This is a genomic window from Betaproteobacteria bacterium, assembly GCA_009693245.1.
Taxonomy (GTDB): Bacteria; Pseudomonadota; Gammaproteobacteria; order Burkholderiales; family SHXO01; genus SHXO01.
The window spans coordinates 1-21,029 of record SHXO01000020.1 but is presented as its reverse complement, the minus strand read 5'-3'; the positions used below and the strand labels follow the sequence as shown (position 1 = coordinate 21,029).

The 21,029-nt window shown below is 59.0% G+C and carries 24 protein-coding genes; 8 read left to right on the top strand and 16 right to left on the bottom strand.

Annotated elements, in window-relative coordinates; genetic code table 11:
- The first annotated feature begins 55 nt into the window (after positions 1 to 55).
- On the top strand, positions 56 to 1,606 hold the full coding sequence (gene mltF, locus EXR36_05155) for a membrane-bound lytic murein transglycosylase MltF (protein ID MSQ59031.1): 1,551 nt from the start codon (positions 56 to 58) through the stop codon (positions 1,604 to 1,606).
- Here the strand turns inward: mltF and EXR36_05150 are convergent.
- The 4 genes from EXR36_05150 to EXR36_05135 all read right to left on the bottom strand — a co-directional run bounded on the left by EXR36_05150 (position 1,603) and on the right by EXR36_05135 (position 7,144).
- Positions 1,603 to 2,889 (bottom strand): serine--tRNA ligase, encoded by a 1,287-nt coding sequence (locus EXR36_05150; GenBank protein MSQ59030.1) that lies wholly within the window; start codon positions 2,887 to 2,889, stop codon positions 1,603 to 1,605. The two genes, mltF and EXR36_05150, sit on opposite strands and share 4 nt — an antisense overlap.
- 9 nt (positions 2,890 to 2,898) lie before the next feature.
- Positions 2,899 to 4,167 (bottom strand): replication-associated recombination protein A, encoded by a 1,269-nt coding sequence (locus EXR36_05145; GenBank protein MSQ59029.1) that lies wholly within the window; start codon positions 4,165 to 4,167, stop codon positions 2,899 to 2,901.
- Positions 4,168 to 4,242: 75 nt separating this feature from the next.
- Complete coding sequence (lolA, locus tag EXR36_05140; protein MSQ59028.1) at positions 4,243 to 4,851, bottom strand: outer membrane lipoprotein chaperone LolA; 609 nt, start codon at positions 4,849 to 4,851, stop codon at positions 4,243 to 4,245.
- A 4-nt stretch (positions 4,852 to 4,855) separates the two neighbouring features.
- Positions 4,856 to 7,144, bottom strand: a complete 2,289-nt coding sequence (locus tag EXR36_05135) for a DNA translocase FtsK (protein MSQ59027.1) — start codon at positions 7,142 to 7,144, stop codon at positions 4,856 to 4,858.
- Between the two features lie 184 nt (positions 7,145 to 7,328).
- Here EXR36_05135 and trxB point away from each other — a divergent pair, with 184 nt between their 5' ends.
- Both trxB and EXR36_05125 read left to right on the top strand, forming a co-directional pair.
- Positions 7,329 to 8,279 carry a thioredoxin-disulfide reductase gene (trxB, locus tag EXR36_05130; protein ID MSQ59026.1) on the top strand — a complete coding sequence of 317 codons (951 nt, stop codon included), beginning with the start codon at positions 7,329 to 7,331 and terminating at the stop codon, positions 8,277 to 8,279.
- A gap of 5 nt (positions 8,280 to 8,284) precedes the next feature.
- The gene (locus EXR36_05125; GenBank protein MSQ59025.1) at positions 8,285 to 8,869 is read left to right on the top strand and encodes a DNA mismatch repair protein MutS; all 585 of its coding nucleotides are present in this window, start codon (positions 8,285 to 8,287) and stop codon (positions 8,867 to 8,869) included.
- 9 nt (positions 8,870 to 8,878) lie between these two features.
- Here EXR36_05125 and EXR36_05120 read toward each other — a convergent pair whose 3' ends face one another.
- Positions 8,879 to 9,217 (bottom strand): P-II family nitrogen regulator, encoded by a 339-nt coding sequence (locus EXR36_05120; GenBank protein MSQ59024.1) that lies wholly within the window; start codon positions 9,215 to 9,217, stop codon positions 8,879 to 8,881.
- A 62-nt stretch (positions 9,218 to 9,279) separates the two neighbouring features.
- On the opposite strand from EXR36_05120, the gene EXR36_05115 reads away from it, so the two are divergent.
- From EXR36_05115 to EXR36_05100, 4 genes are read left to right on the top strand one after another with little or no spacing between them, the layout of a single operon-like run.
- Positions 9,280 to 10,413 (top strand): N-acetyltransferase, encoded by a 1,134-nt coding sequence (locus EXR36_05115; protein MSQ59023.1) that lies wholly within the window; start codon positions 9,280 to 9,282, stop codon positions 10,411 to 10,413.
- Complete coding sequence (gene sfsA, locus EXR36_05110; protein MSQ59022.1) at positions 10,403 to 11,113, top strand: DNA/RNA nuclease SfsA; 711 nt, start codon at positions 10,403 to 10,405, stop codon at positions 11,111 to 11,113. The genes EXR36_05115 and sfsA overlap by 11 nt, the downstream gene beginning before the upstream one ends.
- A gap of 32 nt (positions 11,114 to 11,145) precedes the next feature.
- A complete protein-coding gene (locus EXR36_05105; GenBank protein MSQ59021.1) occupies positions 11,146 to 11,589 on the top strand; it encodes an FKBP-type peptidyl-prolyl cis-trans isomerase in 444 nt (147 codons plus the stop codon).
- 46 nt (positions 11,590 to 11,635) lie between these two features.
- A complete protein-coding gene (locus tag EXR36_05100; GenBank protein MSQ59020.1) occupies positions 11,636 to 12,238 on the top strand; it encodes a hypothetical protein in 603 nt (200 codons plus the stop codon).
- A gap of 6 nt (positions 12,239 to 12,244) precedes the next feature.
- Here EXR36_05100 and EXR36_05095 read toward each other — a convergent pair whose 3' ends face one another.
- The 7 genes from EXR36_05095 to EXR36_05065 all read right to left on the bottom strand — a co-directional run bounded on the left by EXR36_05095 (position 12,245) and on the right by EXR36_05065 (position 18,307).
- Positions 12,245 to 12,586: a hypothetical protein gene (locus EXR36_05095; protein ID MSQ59019.1), complete on the bottom strand. Its 342-nt coding sequence runs from the start codon at positions 12,584 to 12,586 to the stop codon at positions 12,245 to 12,247.
- Between the two features lie 147 nt (positions 12,587 to 12,733).
- On the bottom strand, positions 12,734 to 13,015 hold the full coding sequence (locus tag EXR36_05090) for a hypothetical protein (protein MSQ59018.1): 282 nt from the start codon (positions 13,013 to 13,015) through the stop codon (positions 12,734 to 12,736).
- A 93-nt stretch (positions 13,016 to 13,108) separates the two neighbouring features.
- Positions 13,109 to 13,681: a TIGR00730 family Rossman fold protein gene (locus tag EXR36_05085; GenBank protein MSQ59017.1), complete on the bottom strand. Its 573-nt coding sequence runs from the start codon at positions 13,679 to 13,681 to the stop codon at positions 13,109 to 13,111.
- Complete coding sequence (locus EXR36_05080) at positions 13,678 to 15,111, bottom strand: hypothetical protein (protein ID MSQ59016.1); 1,434 nt, start codon at positions 15,109 to 15,111, stop codon at positions 13,678 to 13,680. The genes EXR36_05085 and EXR36_05080 overlap by 4 nt, the downstream gene beginning before the upstream one ends.
- The gene (maiA, locus tag EXR36_05075; GenBank protein MSQ59015.1) at positions 15,111 to 15,749 is read right to left on the bottom strand and encodes a maleylacetoacetate isomerase; all 639 of its coding nucleotides are present in this window, start codon (positions 15,747 to 15,749) and stop codon (positions 15,111 to 15,113) included. Before maiA ends, EXR36_05080 begins: the two co-directional genes overlap by 1 nt.
- Entirely contained in the window at positions 15,746 to 17,131 is a 1,386-nt protein-coding gene (locus EXR36_05070) for a hypothetical protein (protein MSQ59014.1), read from the bottom strand. The genes maiA and EXR36_05070 overlap by 4 nt, the downstream gene beginning before the upstream one ends.
- A gap of 36 nt (positions 17,132 to 17,167) precedes the next feature.
- Positions 17,168 to 18,307, bottom strand: a complete 1,140-nt coding sequence (locus EXR36_05065; protein ID MSQ59013.1) for an acyl-CoA dehydrogenase — start codon at positions 18,305 to 18,307, stop codon at positions 17,168 to 17,170.
- Here EXR36_05065 and EXR36_05060 point away from each other — a divergent pair.
- Positions 18,171 to 18,779, top strand: a complete 609-nt coding sequence (locus tag EXR36_05060) for a hypothetical protein (protein MSQ59012.1) — start codon at positions 18,171 to 18,173, stop codon at positions 18,777 to 18,779. The genes EXR36_05065 and EXR36_05060 overlap by 137 nt on opposite strands.
- A gap of 91 nt (positions 18,780 to 18,870) precedes the next feature.
- Here EXR36_05060 and EXR36_05055 read toward each other — a convergent pair whose 3' ends face one another.
- From EXR36_05055 to EXR36_05040, 4 genes are all read right to left on the bottom strand, one after another.
- The gene (locus tag EXR36_05055; protein MSQ59011.1) at positions 18,871 to 19,296 is read right to left on the bottom strand and encodes a type II toxin-antitoxin system VapC family toxin; all 426 of its coding nucleotides are present in this window, start codon (positions 19,294 to 19,296) and stop codon (positions 18,871 to 18,873) included.
- Positions 19,293 to 19,544: a type II toxin-antitoxin system Phd/YefM family antitoxin gene (locus tag EXR36_05050; protein ID MSQ59010.1), complete on the bottom strand. Its 252-nt coding sequence runs from the start codon at positions 19,542 to 19,544 to the stop codon at positions 19,293 to 19,295. The genes EXR36_05055 and EXR36_05050 overlap by 4 nt, the downstream gene beginning before the upstream one ends.
- A 93-nt stretch (positions 19,545 to 19,637) precedes the next feature.
- Entirely contained in the window at positions 19,638 to 20,522 is an 885-nt protein-coding gene (locus tag EXR36_05045; protein MSQ59009.1) for a uroporphyrinogen-III synthase, read from the bottom strand.
- Positions 20,523 to 20,691: 169 nt separating this feature from the next.
- Positions 20,692 to 21,029 (bottom strand): hypothetical protein (locus EXR36_05040; GenBank protein ID MSQ59008.1); only part of this gene is annotated, 338 nt, incomplete at its 5' end.

Below are 21,029 nucleotides of genomic sequence, written 5' to 3'. Positions count from 1 at the left end.
CGTTGATCGGGCGAGTGAATGTCATGATACTGCCTCGTGGTCTTGTTCTTGCTCAATGAATATGGCCCATGACACGAACTCCTGTATAAGTTTGTTCACAACAACGGACAACGCGAGGAAAATCCCAACACCGGTTGGACAACACATGCGTAAGCTGCTAGCCCTATTCATATTTCTTCCATTGGGATGCGATTCAGGCCGCCCAACGGAACGCCCTGTTGCCCCGTTCCACGCTAACGGCGAACTGGTGGTACTCACGCGCCAGTCGCCCACCACGCGCTACGTCAATCCCGCCGGGCAGTTTTCCGGAGTGGAGAACGATTTGGTGGAAATGTTCGCAAGGGAGTTGGGCGTCAAAGTTCGCTTCCTAGATCAGTACGCGCTATCCAGCATTCTTCCGAAATTGCGTCATCATCACGCCCACTTCGCCGCCGCGGGACTCGCGGCATCTCCCGAAACGCGGGGCGATTTCGACCTAACACCGGCCTACCAGCGCGTACAGCAAGTGGTGGCCTACAACATGGATGGACACAAGCCTCAATCCATTCGAGATCTCATCGGGCGCGACGTCGCGGTCCTCAAGGGATCGCGGGCCGCCAGCCTGATGAAACAACTCAAGCGCTTGTTCCCCGCGCTGCGCTGGACCGAGGCCGAGACCGGAGAGATTCATGATCTCCTGGGCCGCTTGGCTGACGGCCATCTTGAAGCCGTGATCGCCGACGCCCATGCCGTGGATGTCTCGCGTAATTTTTTCCCAAATTTGGAGCGCGCCTTCGCCTTGGGAGAGCCAGAACCCCTGGTCTGGGTATTTCCAAAAAAAGGGGAGCAAGAGCTTTATCTGCGAGCCGCCGCCTTCTTTACCCGCATCGACCGCGATGGCACTCTCAAGCGCGTGATGGAGCAGTACTACGGCCATCTGCAACGCATGGGCTCCGCGGACATAGAGCATCTGATCGAGAAAATACAATCCGTGTTGCCCCACTACCGGGCACACTTTCAGCGCGCCGCGGAAATCACCGGACTCGACTGGCGGCTGATTGCCTCCATCGGTTTTCAGGAATCCCACTGGGATCCGCTCGCCACATCGCCCACGGGGGTGCGCGGGCTCATGATGCTGACGGAGGATACTGCCGATCATTTGGGCATTTCGGACCGGCTCGATCCCAAGCAAAGCATCGAGGGCGGGGCGCGTTATTTCGCCGATTTGAAGACCCGCTTGTCGGATGGTATTCAAGAACCTGATCGCACCTATCTCGCCTTAGCCGCCTACAATCTGGGCTTGGGCCATCTCGAAGATGCGCGCGTGCTGGCGCAACGCCTGAAACTTAATCCAAATCTTTGGGCGGATGTAAAAAAGGCGCTCCCGCTCATCTCCCTACCCGAGCATTACGTCAATCTCAAATACGGATTTGCCCGCGGCGGCGAGGCCGTGATCCTGACCGAGAATATTCGCAATTACTACGATGTACTGGGCCGTTTCCAACCGCCCCATGCTCCTGGCTACGAACTTCCCCCGCAACTGCGCTCTCCGGGCAGCTGGAGGCAAAATCTTCCTGGTGTCTGGTACTCTCTGACGCCGCAACAAAACCCACCCGGACGCAGCTAAGCCGACCCTGCAATCCGCGACAAGCCCGCCATGTAAGGTTGCAAGGCACTCGGGACGCTCACGCTGCCATCGGCCTCTTGGTAGTTTTCCAGAATGGCCACCAAAGTGCGGCCAACGGCGAGACCGGAACCGTTGATTGTGTGAACCATCTCCGGTTTATTTTTCTCGTTTCGGTAGCGCGCCTGCATGCGCCGCGCTTGGAAGGCTTCGAAATTACTGCAAGAAGAAATTTCCCTGTAGGCGCCCTGCCCCGGTAACCAGACTTCCAGATCGTAGGTTTTCGCGGCGGAGAACCCCATATCGCCGGTGCATAGAACCACCGTGCGGTAAGGCAGTTCCAATCTCTTCAAGATGGTCTCCGCATGGGCGGTCAGTTCTTCGTGGGCCTCGTAGGATTTTTCGGGACGGGCAATTTGCACCAGTTCCACTTTATCGAATTGGTGCTGGCGAATCATGCCGCGCGTGTCCTTGCCGTAGGATCCCGCCTCGCTGCGAAAGCATGGCGAGTGGCACACATACTTCAGTGGCAAGCGTTCGGCCGCGAGAATCTCGTCGCGCACGATATTAGTGACGGGAACTTCCGCGGTGGGAATCAGATAGAGTTTCTCGGCATCGCTGCGCGGAACCCCGAAAAGATCCGCCTCGAACTTGGGCAATTGCCCCGTCCCGCGCATACTAGCCGCGTTCACGAGGTAGGGTGCGTAGACTTCCGTGTACCCATGTTCCAACGTATGCACATCCAACATAAACTGAGCGATGGCGCGATGCAATCGCGCCATCGCTCCCGTCATCAATGAAAAGCGTGCGCCGGATATTTTGGTGGCCGTTTCGAAATGCAATTGCTTCAGGCCAACGCCCACGTCCACATGATCCTTCACCGTGAAAGCGAAGCTGCGCGGCGTTCCAGTTCTTCGCACTTCCACGTTTTGCTCCGCCGAACTTCCCGTGGGCACGGAGGCATGCGGCACGTTCGGTATGGTTTCCAGCAACGCCGAGAGTCGCGCTTGAATTTGCTCCAACTCCCCTTCCAAGCGCTTTTGTTCCTCGCCCATGCCAGCGGCCTCGCCCTGGAGCGCCGCGGCATCTTCGCCTTTGCGCTTGGTCTCACCGATCTGCTTGGAAAATGTGTTGCGCTTGTTCTGCAACTCCTGCGTCATCGTTTGCGTCACCTTGCGCGCGGACTCCAGGCGCTGAAAATCCGCCACGGGGAAGTTATATCCGCGAGTTGCCAGGCTAGATACGACGGCATCGAGGCTGCCGCGAAGAAGTTGAATATCAAGCATGAATAGAAGTCAGGTTTTCTTGTCTTTGAGTGCTTGGTCGTCGAGTTCGCGCAAATATCGCAAACGCTCTCCAATTTTTGCTTCGAGGCCACGCTCCTTGGGCTGGTAGAAGCGCGGTGAACTCATGCCTTCCGGGAAATAATTTTCCCCGGCCGCGTAACCCTCGGGTTCATCATGGGCATAGCGATACTCCTTACCAAAGCCCATCTGTTTCATGAGGCGAGTGGGGGCGTTGCGCAAATGCACGGGGACGGGGCGCGATGCATCCTTGCTCACGAATTCGCGCCCTTGATTATAGGCGGTGTAGGCCGCATTGCTCTTGGGCGCGCAGGCAAGATAAAGACAAGCTTGCGCCAGCGCCAGCTCTCCTTCGGGGGAACCCAGGCGTTCGTACGTTTCGCACGCATCCAAGGTCAAACGCAGCGCACGCGGGTCCGCCAATCCAATTTCCTCGCTGGCCATGCGCACGATGCGGCGGCCCAGATAGCGCGGATCGGCCCCGCCGTCCAACATGCGGCAGAACCAATATAGCGCGGCGTCGGGATTGGAGCCGCGCACGGACTTATGCAAAGCAGAGATTTGATCGTAGAACGCGTCGCCTCCTTTATCGAAGCGGCGTAGAGCCTTGGACAAAATGGTTCCCAGGAAGTCCAGATCCACCTCGGACTTGGCCGACGTCTTCGCCGCTAGTGCCACCTGATCCAGGAAATTTAGCTGGCGCCGCGCATCGCCATCGGCGGCGGCAATCAAAGCTTCTCGTGCTTCGGCGGTAAAGACCAAGCCCTGCAAAACGGTTTCGCACGCCCGGTCGATGAGTAAAGAAAGATCATCCGCTTTCAGCGGTTCCAAAACGTACACCGAGGCGCGCGACAGCAACGCGCCGTTGACCTCGAAGGACGGATTCTCCGTGGTGGCCCCGATGAAAGTGAAGAGCCCGCGCTCCACGAAGGGCAAGAAGGCATCTTGCTGCGCTTTGTTGAAACGGTGCACTTCGTCCACGAACAAAATGGTGCGCCGGCCCTGGGCTTGCAAGCACTCTTCGGCTCGCGACACCGCTTCGCGGATTTCCTTGACGCCAGAGAACACGGCCGAAAGTGCGATGAACTCGGCATCGAAGGCCCCCGCCAGCAAGCGCGCGATGGTGGTCTTGCCCACCCCTGGCGGCCCCCACAAGATCAAGGAGTGCGGTTTGCCAGAGCGCACGCATAGCGTAAGCGGCTTACCTTCTCCCACGAGGTGTTGCTGGCCGAGCACGTCTTCCAGGCGCTGGGGCCGCATGGCCTCGGCCAGCGGGGCTTCGGGCTCGCGGCGTGAAAACAGACCGGTGTCTTTCAACGGCCCGCTGCCGGCTCGTTATTCGGTAATGACGTCGGCACCGGCGGGAGGACTGAAGAAAAACACACCGCTCGCCAGAACTGGATTTCTCTCGACCTTGGTGAAACGAATCGAGGTGACTTGCCCGAGATGATCGAACAATTCCATGGCCTCCAGGGTGTTACCGTTGAATCCCATCCTCACCTTCTGGAACATGCTCTCCTCGCGCGGAAAGGCCTCCAACCAATCCAGGCCGTTCTTCATGCCCTTGGCGCTCAACTGGTAATAATCTTCGATCTCATTGTTGCCCGCTAGCAGAGCAGCGGGTGAATTGCCCAGCGCACCGTCCATTTTCTTGACGGTTACCTGGTTCAAATCCTTGTCGTAGACCCAGAGCTTCACGCCGTCGCCGACGATGGTCTGTTCATACGGTTTCTCGTATTCCCAGCGGAATTTGCCAGGCCGTGAAAAGGACAGCTTGCCGCTGGTGGAACTGATTTTCTTGCCTTTCTTGTCCAACTGCGACTGGGCGAAATTGGCTTTCGCGCTTTGGGTTTCGCCGATGAAGGCTTGTAATTTCTCGATGCTGCCGGCGAAGCACACCACCGAAGAAACACTCAAGACAAAACCGAAAAATATTCCTTGCATGCCTCTACTCTCGTATGGGAACCAACACTTCCCGGTTGCCGTTGGTGGCCATGGAAGAAACCAGGCCTGCTTGCTCCATCTGCTCGATCAATCGCGCCGCGCGGTTGTACCCGATACGCAGATGGCGCTGCACCAGGGAAATGGATGCCCGGCGCGAGCGCAAGACCATTTCCACCGCTTGATCGTAGAGCGGATCAGCCTCGGCGGTGCCGCCTTCTTCTCCCTCCACGCCCTCTTCGGCTTCCTCCGCGCCATTGAGAATGGACTCGATGTACTGCGGCTGGCCACGCGCTTTCAACCATTCCACCACGCGATGCACTTCATCATCGGCGATAAACGCGCCGTGCACCCGTTCGGGTTCGCGGCTACCCTGCGACATGAACAACATGTCGCCTTGTCCCAATAACGCATCGGCGCCACCCTGGTCTAGGATGGTGCGCGAATCCACCTTGCTCGCCACTTGGAAGGCGATGCGCGCGGGGATGTTGGCCTTGATCAAACCAGTGATCACATCGACGGAAGGCCTCTGGGTCGCTAGCAACAGGTGAATACCGGCGGCACGCGCCTTTTGCGCCAAGCGTGCGATCAGCTCTTCCACCTTTTTGCCCACTACCATCATGAGATCGGCGAGTTCGTCGATCACCACGACGATCAAGGGCAGCTCCGTGAGAGGCGGCGGATCTTCGGGATTAAGCGCCAAGGGATCCTTCAACGGCTGGCCCGCCTTTTCGGCGTCGCGAACCTTCTGGTTGTAACCCGCCAGATTGCGCACGCCCAAGGTGGAGAGTAATTTGTACCGGCGTTCCATCTCGGCGATACACCAAGTGAGCGCGTGACCCGCCTGCTTCATGTCCGTCACCACGGGCGCCAGCAGATGGGGCACGCCCTCGTAGACGGACAATTCCAGCATCTTGGGGTCCACCATGATCAAGCGCGCTTCCTTGGGCGTCGCCTTGTAGAGCACGCTCAGTATCATGGCGTTAATAGCCACCGATTTTCCGGACCCCGTGGTACCCGCCACCAGCAAGTGAGGCATGCGCGCGAGATCCGCAACCACGGGCTTGCCCGCGATGTCCTTGCCTAGCGCCAGGATCAAGGCCGACGCGTTGTCCGCATAGATTTTCGAACTTAGAATTTCCGAGAGCCGCACGATCTGCCGTTTGGGATTGGGAATCTCCATGCCCATGCAGCTCTTACCGGGAATGTTTTCCACCACCCGAATGCTGCTCACGGAAAGCGCACGCGCCAAATCGCGGCTAAGGTTGGTGATCTGGCTTCCCTTCACGCCCACCGCGGGCTCCACCTCGTAGCGCGTGACCACCGGCCCAGGGTAGGCAGCTACCACTTTGACTTCCACACCGAAGTCCAGCAACTTCTTTTCGATGGAACGCGACGTGTACTCCAGCGTCTCGGCCGACATCACTTCCACGGTGGCCGGTGGCTCATCTAGAAGATGTAAAGGCGGCAACGGAGAATCGGGCAATTCCTCGAACAGCGGGCGCTGCTTCTCCTTCACCACCCGGTCGGATTTCTGGATGGCCATCTGCGGTACTTCGATGCGCAACGGTTCGCGCACTTCCAAGTGCTTCTTGTCCTCCGCCACGACTTCTTCGCGCCGCTGCGCCGCCGCCTCGCCAATGCGCCAGTCCTGCCAGTCCCGCCAGCGCTCCACGCTAGCGAACCAAAACCGCTCCAGGTATTCGCCCACTTTCTCGAAAATGGTAAGCCACGACAATCCCGTGAGCAAACTGAAACCTATTCCCATCAGAATGATCAAGGTCACGCTACAACCGGCAAAGCCGAACCACTGCGACAAACTTCCGGAGAGCGCCATACCCAGCACGCCTCCGGGTGCCAGGGGCAAAATCACTTTCAAGCTATGCAAGCGTAGCGCCTCGAAACTAGCGCTCGAAAGGGTGAGCAGGAGCAGCCCAGCGGCGGGGATTAAGGGAAAGCGCTCTTCGCCGCTTGCATCGCTCAAGCGCCGGTACCCCCAATAAGTCACGAACAAGCAGCCCGCCGCCCACCAATAGGCCGACACCCCGAACAAATAAAGCAGCATATCGGCAATCCAAGCACCCACGCGCCCGCCGTAGTTGTGCACCCGCCCCACCGCGACACTATGGGACCAGCCAGGATCGCCCTTGGAGTAGGAGAACAGCACGAGCAGCAGATACACCGCCACTGCCACGAGAAGTAACCACCAGGATTCGGCCACAAGGCGTGCGAGCTTGGGCGGATGAGGCCGGCGAGCCAGGGACGCTCGCTTGGTGTTACCTCGGTTGAAGATCATGCTCGCGGGATTTACCATGCATCCGGCATTATAGCGATCCGGGCCTTCTTTCGACGGCTTACCGCGATGGGGCAGATATACCATGACCTCTAGGCACGACAATGGATAGCATTTGACCGGCATTCGGGGTTGTCCCAAATCCCTTCAACCCCTATATTCCCTGTTTTCGCACTAAACCAACAAAATGACTAAGAAACACGCCAGGCTCCTGATCCTTGGCTCAGGCCCCGCCGGTTACTCCGCCGCCGTTTATGCGGCCCGCGCCAATCTGAAACCCGTGCTCATCACCGGCATGGCCCAGGGCGGCCAGTTGATGACCACCACCGACGTGGACAATTGGCCAGCCGATGCCGGCGGCGTTCAAGGCCCGGAGCTGATGGAGCGCTTCCGCAAGCACGCGCAACGCTTCGATACCGAGATCGTCTTCGATCACATTCATACTGCCAAGCTCGGCGAGAGACCTTTAACTCTTACCGGCGACCAAGCAGCCTACACTTGCGACGCCCTCATTATCGCCACCGGAGCATCGGCCAAATACCTGGGCCTGCCTTCGGAAGAGAAATTCATGGGCAAAGGCGTTTCGGCTTGTGCGACTTGCGACGGTTTTTTCTACCGGGGCCAAGACGTGGCGGTCATCGGCGGAGGAAATACGGCGGTGGAGGAGGCGCTTTATATCGCCAATATCGCCAAGACGGTGACAGTCGTGCACCGCCGCGACAAGTTCCGCGCGGAAAAAATCATGATTGATCGTTTAATGGATAAGTCGCGCGGCGGCAACGTTCGCATCGAATGGAATCACACCTTGGACGAAGTACTGGGCGACAAGACCGGCGTCACTGGCGTTCGCATCAAGAATGCCCAGAGTGGCGCCACCCAGGAGCGATCGCTGCAAGGCGTGTTTATCGCCATCGGTCATACGCCGAACACGCAGTTATTCGAAGGCCAGCTACAGATGGAAGGTGGCTATATCGTCACCCAATGCGGGCGCGCGGGAAATTTCACCGCCACCAGCATTCCCGGTGTGTTTGCCGCCGGGGATGTACAAGACCATATCTACCGCCAGGCGGTGACGAGCGCGGGGACCGGTTGCATGGCGGCACTGGACGCAGAGCGTTATCTCGACGACCACGCCTAGCCGCCATGGACAAGCGGGGCGCGAAAGCTGGCGAGGATGCCGCGAGCCTTTTCCGCGATGCGGTGAAGGACGTGCATCCCATGCACAAGCGCAAGAGCGTGGCACCACCCAAGCCGCGCCCAGCGCCCGTACCGAGGCAACGCCTGCGCGACGAAGCCCAGGTCATGAAGGACAGCTTGAGCGAAGCCTTCACCGCCGATTCGGCGCTAGACGTGGGCGAAGGACTCGCCTATTTGCGCGATGGCATTCCTCGGCAAACCTTGCGCAAGTTACGCGCGGGCCAATGGTCCATCCAAGACCGGCTTGATTTACATAGCCTGCGCACCGAGGAAGCACGCCCGTTGCTAGCGAGTTTTCTGTCGGGTTGCGTGCGCCGGGGACTGCGTTGCGTCACCATCATTCACGGCAAGGGCATGCGCTCGCCCAATGGACAACCGGTTCTCAAGGGCCGGGTGGCGGGCTGGCTGGTACAGCGCGATGAAGTGCTGGCCTACATCGAGGCGGGCCCCGCGGATGGGGGCTCCGGCGCGGTAATCGTACTACTGAAGGCCGGCAAACGTCCGGCCAGCGCACGCGATTCTGGCATTTGAAGCACTGCGTTATACGGCGGCCTCGTCCGTCTCTCCCGTTCGTATGCGAATGACTTGCTCGACCGTGGTCACGAATATTTTCCCGTCGCCGATCTTACCCGTGCGGGCCGCCTTGACGATGGATTCGATGGCCCTATCCACCAGCGTATCCGCCACCACCACCTCCACCTTAACCTTGGGCAGAAAGTCCACCACGTACTCGGCGCCGCGATACAGCTCCGTATGCCCTTTCTGGCGGCCGAAGCCTTTTACCTCGGTGACCGTCAATCCCGTCACGCCTAACTCGGACAGGGCTTCGCGTACTTCGTCTAACTTGAAGGGCTTGATTACCGCCTCGACCTTTTTCATTTCCGCTCCTTTGTTTCCACGTGGGTTCCGCGCCAGTAGCGGAACGCGGCTAGTATAGCCGCATGCTGGCCACTCGCATTCTGCATTCCCTCGAAGCCGTTCGGCCCCAAGATTGGGACGCCCTCGCGGGCAGCCAACCTTTCTTGCGCCATGCGTTCCTCCATGCGCTAGAAGACACTGGGTGTGTGTCCCGCGACACGGGATGGGCCCCTCGCTACATCACTCTTTGGGACGGGCACCGCCTGGCCGCCGCCATGCCCCTTTATCTGAAGACACACAGCTATGGCGAATTCGTTTTTGACTGGGCTTGGGCGCGCGCTTATAACGAGCATGGCCTGCCCTACTACCCCAAGCTGCTGTGCGCGGTGCCCTTCACGCCCGTCACCGGGCACCGCTTATTGGCCACTACGCCTGAACTGCGCGGACAGTTGCTGAAGGCCGCGCTTGCCTTCGCAAAAGAATCGCGCGTGTCGTCCCTGCATGTCTTATTTCCGCCGGAGAACGTCGCTCATGAGTTGGCACAAGCGGGGCTGATGTTGCGTACCACGGTGCAGTTTCATTGGCGCAATGCGGGCTACCAGAGTTTCGATCAGTTCCTTGCCGGCATGAATCACGACAAACGCAAGAAGATCAAGCAGGAGCGCCGGCGTGTGCGCGAGGCAGGTGTCACCTACCGCTGGTTCAACGGCTTGACCGCTAGTGAAGCGCATTGGGGGTTTTTTTGCCGGTGCTATTTCAACACTTACCGGGAACACGGATCCTCGCCTTATCTGAATCGTGATTTTTTTACCCGGCTCGCGCGGTGCATGCCGGAGAATCTGCTCCTAGTGATTGCCATGCTGGATGACGAGCCCGCCGCCTGCGCCCTAAACATCCACGACGGGCACAGCCTCTATGGCCGCTATTGGGGAAGCAACGTGCGCATACCCGGCCTGCATTTCGAGACCTGCTACTACCAAGCCATTGAGTTTTGCATCCAGGAAAGGCTGCAGGTCTTCGAAGGGGGTGCGCAAGGCGAGCACAAGCTATCCCGTGGTCTATTGCCGGTGGAAACCCATTCCGCCCACTGGATCGCAAACCCCGGGTTTTCGCAAGCCATCGAGCGCTACCTGCAACAAGAAACCACCGGCATTGGGCAATACGTGAACGAACTGAAGGAGCACAGCCCTTTCAAGAGTATTTCCCATGAAGTTTGACGCGCCGCTCATCCCAGCACGTCTGGTGAAGCGCTACAAGCGTTTCCTCACCGATGTTGTACTCACCAATGGCGATACCCTTACCGCCCTATGCCCCAATACCGGTTCCCTGATGGGATGCGCAACGCCAGGATCGCCTATTTGGTTGAGCCACAGTAGTTCTCCCACGCGCAAGTACGCCCACACCTGGGAGTTGGTGGAGCCCACGCCAAAGACAATCGTCGGTATCAATACCCTAATCGCCAACCGCTTGGTGGAAGAGGCCATTCAAAACAGAGTCATCGTGCCCTTGCAAGGCTACGACTCCGTTTCCCGGGAAGTGCGCTACGGCACGGAAAATAGCCGCATAGATTTTCTATTGCAGGGCGTTAACCAGGTGCCTTGCTACACGGAAGTCAAGAACGTCACAGCCGCGGTCTCCAACGGCATAGCGTTATTTCCCGATGCCGTGAGCGAACGCGCATCAAAACACCTGCGAGAACTCATGTTGGAAGTGCGGCGCGGCAACCGTGCCGTTCTCGTATTTTGCGTGCAACGCGGTGATGTGACCGAGGTTCGCCCCGCCGATGCGATCGACCCCGTTTACGGCACAACCCTGCGCGAAGCTATTGCCCAAGGGGTCGAAGCCTTGGCCTACCAGGCGGAAGTCTCGCCGCTGGAAATTCGTCTGTCGCGGGGAATTCCTGTCGTTTGCCCTTAGAATTGCCGGCCAACTTCCGCCGGAAATTCTCGATGAAATCCTTGATCTCAGTATGTGTAGCGGTTTTGCTCGCGCTCATCATCTCCTCAATACGTGCCGCTCCGCCCACGGATGTGGAGTTCAAGGATATCGAAGTCGGTACGGGAGCTAGCTTGAAGCGCAATGCCTTCGCCGTCATGCATTTTTCTGCTTGGGTTTACGATGAAACTGCCGCCGAGTTCAAGGGCTCCCAGTTCGGGGACTCCAGGGCACGCGGTGAGACTGTCACCTGGGTCTATGGCTTGCGGCGTGCCATCGCCGGGGTCGAAAAGGGAATGGCGGGGATGCGCGTGGGAGGCAAACGCTACGTGCTCATTCCCGCCAAACTGGGTTACGACGGTCACAAGCACGCCGCACCGGCGGGCGTGCCGCCGAACTCCACGCTCGTGTTCGAGATCGATCTCCTAAGCGTGGTGCCACAAGGAGCCCCGGAATAGCTAGGGCATAAAAACTGCCTTCGGATTGCATCCGGAGGGCAACAATATGTTTCTTGTAAAGCTATTAGTGGCCATTGGAATCATCTGTGGCTTGATCTATGGACTGAATCGTTACCGCAATGAATTACTGGGGCGCAAGAGCGGCGGCTTGGTCGTGGCTGGTATGAAGAAGGCCCGGCGCGATGGCCCCAACGAAATGGAAAAGTTCATGGCGAACTACCGCGCCCAAACGGCAAGAGCCGCCCTTGCGGTCGCGGATCCGGCCCCCGAACACACACTCGGAATCGATATTTCCAATCCGGCCCTGAGGCCGGCCGCCGAGGGTCCCAGACGGCTGCTTTTTTTATTGTTGAAAACCACGCTGGCGGACCATTATCTTTTTCACAACGCCCGGCTCGCGGATTTTCTCGATGGCTTACCTGCTCAGGAGTTGGCGCAACGAGTGGACTTTCTAATCTGCGTCCGAGACTTCCAACCGGTGGTGCTGACCGATATCGCCGATGAGCGAAACGCCGCGCAGATCGAAAGGCGCACCGAATTGTTCGCTAAACTGGGCGTCCGCTATGTGAGCATCGCCCCAGGAGCATTGCCCAAACCCCACCAGATTCGCGCCGCGATCCTGGGCACCGCGAACGCAGCCACGGGGTAGGTCCTACTACTGGTAGGCGTCCTTGCGCTTGGCGGTTTCTTCCTTCGCCCTGGCTATCATTTCCTCGTAAGACAAGCCCGATTCCAGCGCTTTGTCACCCTTCCACTTGAACTGCTCCATCACCTCGGGCGAGGCTACGCGCTTTCCCTCGATGATTTCCTGGATCGCACGCTGCTCGGCACGCCAGCCCACGAAGTTGCGGTAAATAAGCTTGATGGCGAGTATCCCGGCCACGCAAAGGACAAGCATGAACACCCCGCCCCACAGCTGGTTGCAATCGGGATAGCCCAAAGGATGGTCCATGCAGGACTGGGTATACAACACAAAGCGCCGAAACAAATCCATCATCTCCCCCTCACGATGACTTTCCCCGCCTCCAAGCAGGAAAATCCTACTCCAATTTGGCGCGAAGGGCTAACAAGTCTTGCCCCAAAAGCAAAAGGCCGTCTTGCGGCCTTTTGCTTAACGTAGGGTCTGGTACTCAAGTGTAGATGTCTATTGTGAACTGGGCGTGACGGTGGACGGCGCAGCGGCGCTAGGTTTGGGGCAGAACGTTTCCAAGGACTCATCAAAGCACCAATGGGTACCGAAGCCGCCATTCTTCTTGACGCATTCGTACAAATGCTTGCCCATCTCATCCGTGTACTTGCATCCCTTGTACTTTTGCATCGCGGCTTCGCGCTGGTAAGTGGGTTTTGGATCGCCTTCCGCGGTGGCCACCTGAATGGAGGCGAGCGAAAGCAGGAGGACGATGTATAGATGGGCTAGATTCTTCATGAATTTGTCATAATTGGAATGGATGACGCGCGGACCCTAGGAGCCCAGGGGTATCGAGCACGGATTCTAGAGGAAAGCTTGAGCGTACGCTGGCTAACGCACATCTTTCACTTCTTCGGTCCGATGTGAAGCTCGGATGTCCAGCATGCGGATAAGTTCGCCAGGGTCGCTAGCTATCGCGAACAAATTCCGGTTCCGGAGTTGCAATAAGCCCTCTTCCACCGCGCGGTCCAGAAATGCCATTAGGCTATCGAAAAAACCATCCACGTTTAGTACGCCGCAGGGTTTGGAGTGAATACCCATTTGGGCCCAGGTAAGGATCTCGAAAATCTCGTCCAGGGTACCGAACCCGCCAGGTAAGGCGATGAATGCATCGGAAAGATCGGCCATGAGCGCCTTTCGCTCATGCATGGTGGGCACGATGTGGAGCGCGCTCACGCCAGTATGCGCAAGTTCGCGATCGACCAAACGCTTGGGAATCACGCCAATCACTTCGCCCCCGGCCTCCAAGGCGGCGCCGGCCAGGATACCCATGAGCCCCACGTTTCCTCCACCGTAGACCACGCCCATGCCACGGCGGGCGATGAGGGCTCCCAGCTCCTTGGTTGCCTCGGCGAATACCGGGCGAGCCCCCGCATTCGCGCCACAGAACACGCAGATTCTCATTCGTCACCCATGGCGAAATAACGCTCGGCCAGACCGGGGTCATCGAAATGCCGCTTGCCCACGAAAGCGGTGGCGTGGCGCCCGTACTGGCGCATGGCACCTGCATTGGGGACTCCCATGGGCCAGAAAAAGAAGCGCTCGCCGCGCTCGCTCCCTGGGACGATGCCATCGGGCCGAAAAACACCGCGGCGCTTCCCATTCATGGGTAAAGACCGAAGATCGTCGTCATCGGTGAAGGTATAGGTCCTCTCCACGGGCGAGTCATCCGCCACGAGCGAAATGCGCTGAATATAGTGCGTACGGGAAGCGATGCGTAGGACGACCCGTTCTTTCGCTCCGATGGAAGGGAGCTTTTGCGGCACGAAGGCGTACTCATCCAAGCCACCTGGTTTAGGCTTGAGGCGAGCCCGCGGCGTGGGGAAAAACTGGTGATAACAGCCGCATTGATGAATGCTGTCGAAAACCAGCGGGCGGTCCTGCTCATCCAGCGTCACCCGCCAGATCACACCGTCCAGATGTCCGCCGAGCAGATCGAAAGAACCCGTCTTGGGCCGCGCGGGAAACCACACGCTGTACACCAGTTGCAGCAACACGCGGTCCTGGTAGCGCGTATACGCCGCGCGATGATAGACCGTGGGCGAGTTCGCATCGGCCGCCACGCGGTCCTTGGGCCCCCACGCGAGTGCGCCGATGCGATCGAAATCTCCCGCCTCGTCCACCTCGAAAATAGGTGCATTGCGTTCGAATAAACGCGCCAACTCTCGCGCCGAACGTGCTGGCGCGGGGTAGGTAGGTAACCCGGCGGAAATTTCATGCGCCCCGTCCGCGGCGGGTCCGTAGCGCACCAGCTTTCCTTCCACCTTGAGATTCTCGATGGCAGTCCCAAAAATATTCTCCGTGTCGCGTTGATAATCGCGCACTCCCGAGGCAAAGGGAATTCTCGTGAGGGCGTAGAACCCGATTGCTCGCTTCCATGTTCGGTAGTCGGACGGCACAACCACCGCACGCTTGAGGTTGCCGTATTCCACATCGTTTGCCGCGTCAGCCTTAGCCAACAATTCCCCGCACTGGTCCAAACGTTTGAGCACCTGCGCCCCATCGCCTGGCCCGGTGACGTTCATGAGTTCATAGTGCCGCGCCTTCAGATCGGTCTGGCGAAGCGCAGCCACCCACTGCATTTTCTCCGGGTCTTTGGCCGCCTTGTCGATGAAGGAGGCGAGAAATCGCGTCGTTCGCAGATAGGGGTAGCCCTTGATCCTGGCCTCGCCACCGTCCCTCACGCCCGCTTTTTCCACCATGGTATCCACTTGCCGAAAGAGCTGCGCGCACTCTCGCACCTGAGCGTCCGCCCGCTCGCTCAGATGCCGGGAAAAGGGCGCCGGCACACAACCGGCAAGGGCCAGCGCCAACCATGGAAGGAGAAACCGCATCAACTCGCGTCGGGCTGGTTCTCTGGCATGGCCTGCCGAAACGGCTCGAGCTTCAAACATTCTTCATTGATGCGAAGAATCGTCGGGAAGGCGGATATGTCCACCTTGAATCGCACCGCGTTCGCCACCTGGGGAACCAACACGCAATCGGCAAAACCCGCGCTGTCGCCGTGACAAAACTTGCCCGTGTACGTCTCCGTGGCCAAACGCTTCTCCAGAGCGCGAAATCCTGTCTGCACCCAATGGGCGTACCACTGGTTCTTCTGCTCTTCGCTCACACCAAACTGTTCCGTCAGATATTTGAGCACGCGCGGATTGTTGAGCGGATGGATCTCGCAAGCGCAAATGAGTGCGAGCGAGCGCACGCGATTGCGCTCCGCCGGAGCTTTGGGCAGCAACGGGGGATTGGGATGGGTTTCGTCCAAGTACTGCATGATGGCGAGCGATTGGTAGAGAAGCGCTCCCTCGTCTTCCAGCACCGGCACCAGATTCTGCGGGCTGATGGCGCTGAACTCCTGCAGATACTGTTCCCCCTTCATGAGATGGATGCTCTTGTACTCGTAGGGCAGGCCCTTGATCGCCAAGGCAATGCGCACCCTGTAAGCCGCCGAACTGCGAAAGTAGCCATGGAGTTTCATGCTTGCCTCCTTGCGCGGCTCGCGAGCAACCCCGCCGCGGCCGCCATGTCTTCCACGTTATCGAACATTGGAATACCGGCCGCCTCCAGCTTGGCGAACCAGGCTTCCTTGTCCTCCAAGGTCCCCATCATCGAATGCATGATGGGAATCTTTGCGCCTCTCCCCACATTGACCAAGCGCTCCACCACCGCCGCGGCATCCACCATGAAGGGAATCACGTGGATCATCAGAATAGCGTCGAAGTGGCCGGTAGCCGTTTGCAACACCGCTTCCAAGGTTGCGCCGAATCGTTCATCGCGCGCATCCGCTAGCAAATCGATGGGATTGGCCACGCTGGCTTCCGGTGGCAAAAAACTACGCAATCGCTCCTCCAAGGCCTTCGGCAAATCTGGCAGAAGCAACCCGCGCGTTTCCGCCTCGTCCGCGCACAACACGCCGGGCCCGCCCGAATTGGACAACACGAGAACGCGTTTTCCGATGCCGCGCGGGTAGCGCCCGAACGCCTTGCCAGCCAACATCAAATCGCGCAGGTTCTTCACGCGCACCATGCCCGCCTGCCGGCAAAATTCGTCCGCTAGCGCCTGCGGCATGGCTTGCGATCCCGTGTGGCGAAATGCCGCCGCCACACCCGCCGGGGTGCGCCCGCCCATCAAAGCAATGATGGGCTTCTTCCTCGCTACCTCACGCGCAACGCGGGAAAATAGTTCCGCATCACCGAAGGATTCACCATAGAGCAAGATGGCCTCGCAACGCTCGTTCTCACCCAGCGCCTCCATGTACTCAGTGAGCCCGAAGTGCATGGCATTGCCCACCGACACCACTGCCCCGAGCGGCACGTGGAACCGGTTACTGGCGCCGATGAGTTCCTCGGCAATGGCCCCCGACTGCGACACCAGTCCAACATTGCCGCCGCGGGGAAGATCGCGGAAAAACGTAGCCGCGAAGGGGGCGCGCTTATCGAGCAAATTGATGGTCCCCGCGCTGTTAGGGCCACCTATGGCGAGTCCGTGGGTATGGGCCAGCGAACGCAATTGAACGTCTCGCGCCCTGCCCTCCTCCGCGCCTTCCGCGAATCCGCCGGGGAGAATCAGAAGATTCCCATGGCCGCTGGCTGCCGCCTCCTTCACCACATCCAGAATCAGATCGGGCCGCACCACGATCACCACCAAATCCGCGGCGGGTTCCACGTCCTTCACCGACCGCGCAACGGGCAACCCCAACAACTCTCCACCTTTCGGATTGACCGGCACTATGCGCCCGCCGAATCCCGATTTCACCAGGTTGTGTAGCACCGCCCCGCCTGAACTCGATGGCCGGTCGCCCGCGCCCACGATCGCCACGCTACGGGGCGAAAGAAATGCATTCATTGAACTGTAGGCCATGGACTCGTGTTGAATTTGGAGAGCGGAAAATACGGATTAGAGCCGTTTCGCGATTTCTTCCAGCATCACCTCGGTGGCCCCTCCGCCGATGGTCTGGACGCGCGCGTCGCGGTACATGCGCTCGATGGCGGATTCCTCGATGAAGCCGAAGCCGCCGTGGAACTGCAGGCAGTCGTAGACGACCTCGTTCAGCGTTTCGGCGCAGAAGGCCTTGGCCATGGAAACTTCCTTCACGCAGTCGTGGCCGCTCGCGTCCAGCGAGGCGGCGTGAAGCACGAGCTGGCGGCCGGCTTCGACTTTCGCGGCAAGCATGGAAAGCCGCTGCCGGATCGTTTGCTTCTCCCACAAGGGTGCGCCGAAGGCCTGGCGCGTTCGCACGTAATCGAGCGTCAATTCGATGGCGCGCGCGGCCTCGCCCATGGTCATGGCGGCGATGGCGATGCGTTCGTTCTGGAAATTTTTCATGATCGCGTAGAAGCCGCGGTTCTCCTCGCCAAGCAGATTCTCCGCGGGCACGCGGCAGCCGTCGAACACAAGTTCCGCGGTATCCGACGAGCGCCAACCCATCTTCTGCAGCCGCCGCCCGGTGGAAAAACCCTTCGTCCCCTTCTCGACGATGAACATCGAAACGCCCTTCGAGCCCAACGCCGGGTCCGTCTTCGCGGCAACGAAGACGAGGTTGCCCTCCGCGCCGTTGGTGATGAACATTTTCGAACCATTCAGGACCCAATCCCCGCCATCGCGGCGCGCGGTGGTACGGATGCTCTTCACGTCGGAGCCTGCTCCCGGCTCGGTCACGGCCACGGCGGTGATGAGGTCACCGGAGACGATGCCCGGCATGTACTTGCCAATTTGTTCCGGCGAGCCTGCGTTCATCAAGTGCGGTGAGGCCATGTCCGTATGCACGAGCACCGTGATGGCGAAGCCGCCGAAGGTAGAGCGGCCAAGTTCCTCGGCCAGCAACGCGGTCGCGCGTGCGTCCATGGCGCCGCCGCCAAACTCCTCTGGGTAGCGCAATCCCAGGAAACCGAGCTTACCCATGGCTCGCAGCACCTCGCGCGGCACGAAGCCCTGGGCCTCCCAGGCACGGGCGTTGGGAACGATCTCCTTCTCGACAAACCGGCGAACACTTTCTCTAAGGAGGCGAAAGGTGTCGTCTTGCATGGCGGTAAGCATTCCGCGATTATCGCCCGAGCCGCGGGCCGGTGCCGGTTCCACGATTCTTTCGCCCAAGTGCGGGCCCTCGCCGCGCGAGCGTACTATCTCTCATCTCCAATTCTCGCGATCGAGAAGAATGGACGATCCCTTGTCTATTTGGCTGGACGGCCTGGGCCTCAAGCAATATGCGCGGATCTTCGCCGAGAACGACGTCGGTCTCGATGCATTGCGCCTCCTGAGCGCGGAGGAACTCCATGAACTAGCGGTTTCCCTCGCGCATCGCAAGAAATTGCTCAAGGCGGCCACGGTACGGAAGGACACCGCCGACTCCGCACCCGCCGGTGAGGCGATGTCCCTGGGGGAGGTGCCGGCCGGTCCTGGCGTGTCCTCAACCCTCTCTCGTATGACTGACTCAGGCGACCTCCACAATGCCCTTCAACTGATCGACGAGCAGAGCGCGCAAGTCGAACGCCCCGGCTCGCTCTGTTGAAGCCAGTCTACGACTGGTTCACCGAGGGCTTCGGCACCAAGGATTTGAAGGATGCAAAAGCGTTGCTTACGGAGTTAAGCGAGTAAAGGGATCACGATGCCCGCCACGGGTTCACGCATTCTGCGCCGCAGCGTTTGAAATCAGCCTCGTTCCGCGAAACCACGATAAATCCATGGGCCATAGCCGTTGCGGATATGAGACTGTCAATCACCGGAAGTGGTTGGCCCGTGCGCTCGGACGAACCTGCGATCATCCCCCAATGTTGCGCGACAGGCAGATCGATAGGCAAGATCCGGTCTTCAAATCGCCGTGCAAGCTCTCTCCTCACCCACTTTCCCAAACTGGCCTTCTTGCGGGAGGCAGTGAGTTTTGCGATCCCTCTTTCCAACTCACCCATGGTCAGAACGCTCAAGAAAAGCCGGCCTTCGTCCTGCTCGGATAACCATCGAAGCACAGCTTCATTGGGCTCGGGCTTGACCAATTCAGAGATGACGCACGTATCGAGTAAGTGGCTCATAACTTAACTGGCCTTCCGGTATCTTGGCTTCGCGTGATATCGAGTTCGATACCCACGAGTGGCGAACGGCGGAAAAATTCAACCAGCGTGCCCTTGCGCGGGCTGAGCTTACGAAATTGGCCCGCGTCCACGACGACAACGGCATCCGTGCCATGAACGGTGATCACCTGCGGCCCGTCTTCTCGTGCCTTGCGTACCAGTTCGCTCAGCCGGTTCTTGGCATCTTGCAACTGCCAGCGATCGCCCATGTGTTACCTCTGAAAATTCTGTCTAGACTAGCCAGATTGTACTCCCTCCATCGAAGGCATGGAATTCCACATCCCCATGCCAATTCCGGACTCCTAGGAGCCAACAGCTGGCGAAAGTAGCCCGCGCCCGCGCAAATTACCTTTCAGCAATTCCATCAACGGCCCCAATTTAGGAGGCGATGCTTCGCCGGCAACTACGATGCCGCATTGCCTTAACGCATTCGAACACACTGGGCCGACTGACAGCACGCTGGCGTGGTTGATCGCGCCAACACACATTTCCCGTTGGCACTTGGTTTGCGCATAGGCGATCAAATTCTGAATCTGGCTGGCGCTGGTAAAGACCAGGGTGCCCACTTCGCCCCTAGCCAAAGCGTCTAGCAAACGGTCCAAGGGCTCGGTGTCTTCCGGCACACTCCACCGGTAGGCAGTGATCTCCATCACCTTCGCGCCCTGGCTCTGAAGGGCTTCCATCAATTCCGGATTTTGCCCGCCGTGGCGTTGGACGTAGACTTCTCGCCCGCTCAGCTCGGTCTTTGCCAGAGCTTGCAGCAACGTCTCGCTGGTGAAGGGCGTTGGGGCACTCAGGTCGATGCGGATCTGGCGTTTGCGCAACGCGGCGGTTGGCTTCGGCCCGCGCACGGTAATCGTGGAGCGCTCCAGGAGTGTTCGAAATGCGGGGACAAGATCCAATTCCTCGAACGCGCTAAAGAGCGCCTCTACCCCCACCCCTGTTTGAAAAATCACCAAGGGGTTGCCGGCCTTTTCCCATCGATCGATCCATGTGCGTAGTTGAGCGAGGTCAATGTCGGGTTGCTCAGCCATTGCGGGCGCGTGCAAGGCAACGGCACCCAGGCGAGTGATGAGCTTGCCCATCTGCTCGCCCGCCCGGCTCTCCAAAAACGCCACCACGGGCGGGGATCGGGTGTCCATGATTATCGGTTCCAAGAGAAAGAACCGCGATTCTGCCAGCGCCATGGGCACTGCGTATAGGACCTTAGAAAAACCACTGCACACGAAGGAAGTCAAGAACCTCCGTCCGGATCCAATTTGGCTAAATGGGTGTTCCTCGCGCTTACCCGAATTCCATGTATTTCCTTCGCGTTACTTCGTGTCCCTCGTGGTTAATCGTCGTTCTGATCCAGAATCAGGCCGCCATGGGTTGGGAAATTGGGTCTTCCACGATCCGCCGGACTTCGAGTAAGCAGGAACCGCAATTCGTGCCGCAACGCAAAGTGCCTTGCAGGCTTTTCACTCGCTCCTCACAGGTGCCGGTGAGCTTGGTAAGCCCAGAGATGATCTGGGCATCGGTGACGTTCAGGCAACTGCACACCACATGCAAAACAGCCTCCCTGACCTTGAGAACCGCTACGGTGGAGAGGGCTTCGGATTTTCGGACACGCGGATAATTGATAGCCTTGCTTCCAACCAAGAGGAGCAAGACCATGAGCAAGAGAAGGCCACGACGGAAATTGACCGCGAAGT

What these genes read in the sequence shown, in the direction of transcription:
- mltF (MSQ59031.1), top strand. Translation starts at nt 56, where the DNA reads ATGAATATGGCCCATGACACGAACTCCTGTATAAGTTTGTTCACAACA.
- EXR36_05150 (MSQ59030.1), bottom strand. Translation starts at nt 2,889, where the DNA reads ATGCTTGATATTCAACTTCTTCGCGGCAGCCTCGATGCCGTCGTATCT.
- EXR36_05145 (MSQ59029.1), bottom strand. Translation starts at nt 4,167, where the DNA reads ATGCGGCCCCAGCGCCTGGAAGACGTGCTCGGCCAGCAACACCTCGTG.
- lolA (MSQ59028.1), bottom strand. Translation starts at nt 4,851, where the DNA reads ATGCAAGGAATATTTTTCGGTTTTGTCTTGAGTGTTTCTTCGGTGGTG.
- EXR36_05135 (MSQ59027.1), bottom strand. Translation starts at nt 7,144, where the DNA reads ATGATCTTCAACCGAGGTAACACCAAGCGAGCGTCCCTGGCTCGCCGG.
- trxB (MSQ59026.1), top strand. Translation starts at nt 7,329, where the DNA reads ATGACTAAGAAACACGCCAGGCTCCTGATCCTTGGCTCAGGCCCCGCC.
- EXR36_05125 (MSQ59025.1), top strand. Translation starts at nt 8,285, where the DNA reads ATGGACAAGCGGGGCGCGAAAGCTGGCGAGGATGCCGCGAGCCTTTTC.
- EXR36_05120 (MSQ59024.1), bottom strand. Translation starts at nt 9,217, where the DNA reads ATGAAAAAGGTCGAGGCGGTAATCAAGCCCTTCAAGTTAGACGAAGTA.
- EXR36_05115 (MSQ59023.1), top strand. Translation starts at nt 9,280, where the DNA reads ATGCTGGCCACTCGCATTCTGCATTCCCTCGAAGCCGTTCGGCCCCAA.
- sfsA (MSQ59022.1), top strand. Translation starts at nt 10,403, where the DNA reads ATGAAGTTTGACGCGCCGCTCATCCCAGCACGTCTGGTGAAGCGCTAC.
- EXR36_05105 (MSQ59021.1), top strand. Translation starts at nt 11,146, where the DNA reads ATGAAATCCTTGATCTCAGTATGTGTAGCGGTTTTGCTCGCGCTCATC.
- EXR36_05100 (MSQ59020.1), top strand. Translation starts at nt 11,636, where the DNA reads ATGTTTCTTGTAAAGCTATTAGTGGCCATTGGAATCATCTGTGGCTTG.
- EXR36_05095 (MSQ59019.1), bottom strand. Translation starts at nt 12,586, where the DNA reads ATGATGGATTTGTTTCGGCGCTTTGTGTTGTATACCCAGTCCTGCATG.
- EXR36_05090 (MSQ59018.1), bottom strand. Translation starts at nt 13,015, where the DNA reads ATGAAGAATCTAGCCCATCTATACATCGTCCTCCTGCTTTCGCTCGCC.
- EXR36_05085 (MSQ59017.1), bottom strand. Translation starts at nt 13,681, where the DNA reads ATGAGAATCTGCGTGTTCTGTGGCGCGAATGCGGGGGCTCGCCCGGTA.
- EXR36_05080 (MSQ59016.1), bottom strand. Translation starts at nt 15,111, where the DNA reads ATGCGGTTTCTCCTTCCATGGTTGGCGCTGGCCCTTGCCGGTTGTGTG.
- maiA (MSQ59015.1), bottom strand. Translation starts at nt 15,749, where the DNA reads ATGAAACTCCATGGCTACTTTCGCAGTTCGGCGGCTTACAGGGTGCGC.
- EXR36_05070 (MSQ59014.1), bottom strand. Translation starts at nt 17,131, where the DNA reads ATGGCCTACAGTTCAATGAATGCATTTCTTTCGCCCCGTAGCGTGGCG.
- EXR36_05060 (MSQ59012.1), top strand. Translation starts at nt 18,171, where the DNA reads ATGGCTCGCAGCACCTCGCGCGGCACGAAGCCCTGGGCCTCCCAGGCA.
- EXR36_05065 (MSQ59013.1), bottom strand. Translation starts at nt 18,307, where the DNA reads ATGCTTACCGCCATGCAAGACGACACCTTTCGCCTCCTTAGAGAAAGT.
- EXR36_05055 (MSQ59011.1), bottom strand. Translation starts at nt 19,296, where the DNA reads ATGAGCCACTTACTCGATACGTGCGTCATCTCTGAATTGGTCAAGCCC.
- EXR36_05050 (MSQ59010.1), bottom strand. Translation starts at nt 19,544, where the DNA reads ATGGGCGATCGCTGGCAGTTGCAAGATGCCAAGAACCGGCTGAGCGAA.
- EXR36_05045 (MSQ59009.1), bottom strand. Translation starts at nt 20,522, where the DNA reads ATGGCGCTGGCAGAATCGCGGTTCTTTCTCTTGGAACCGATAATCATG.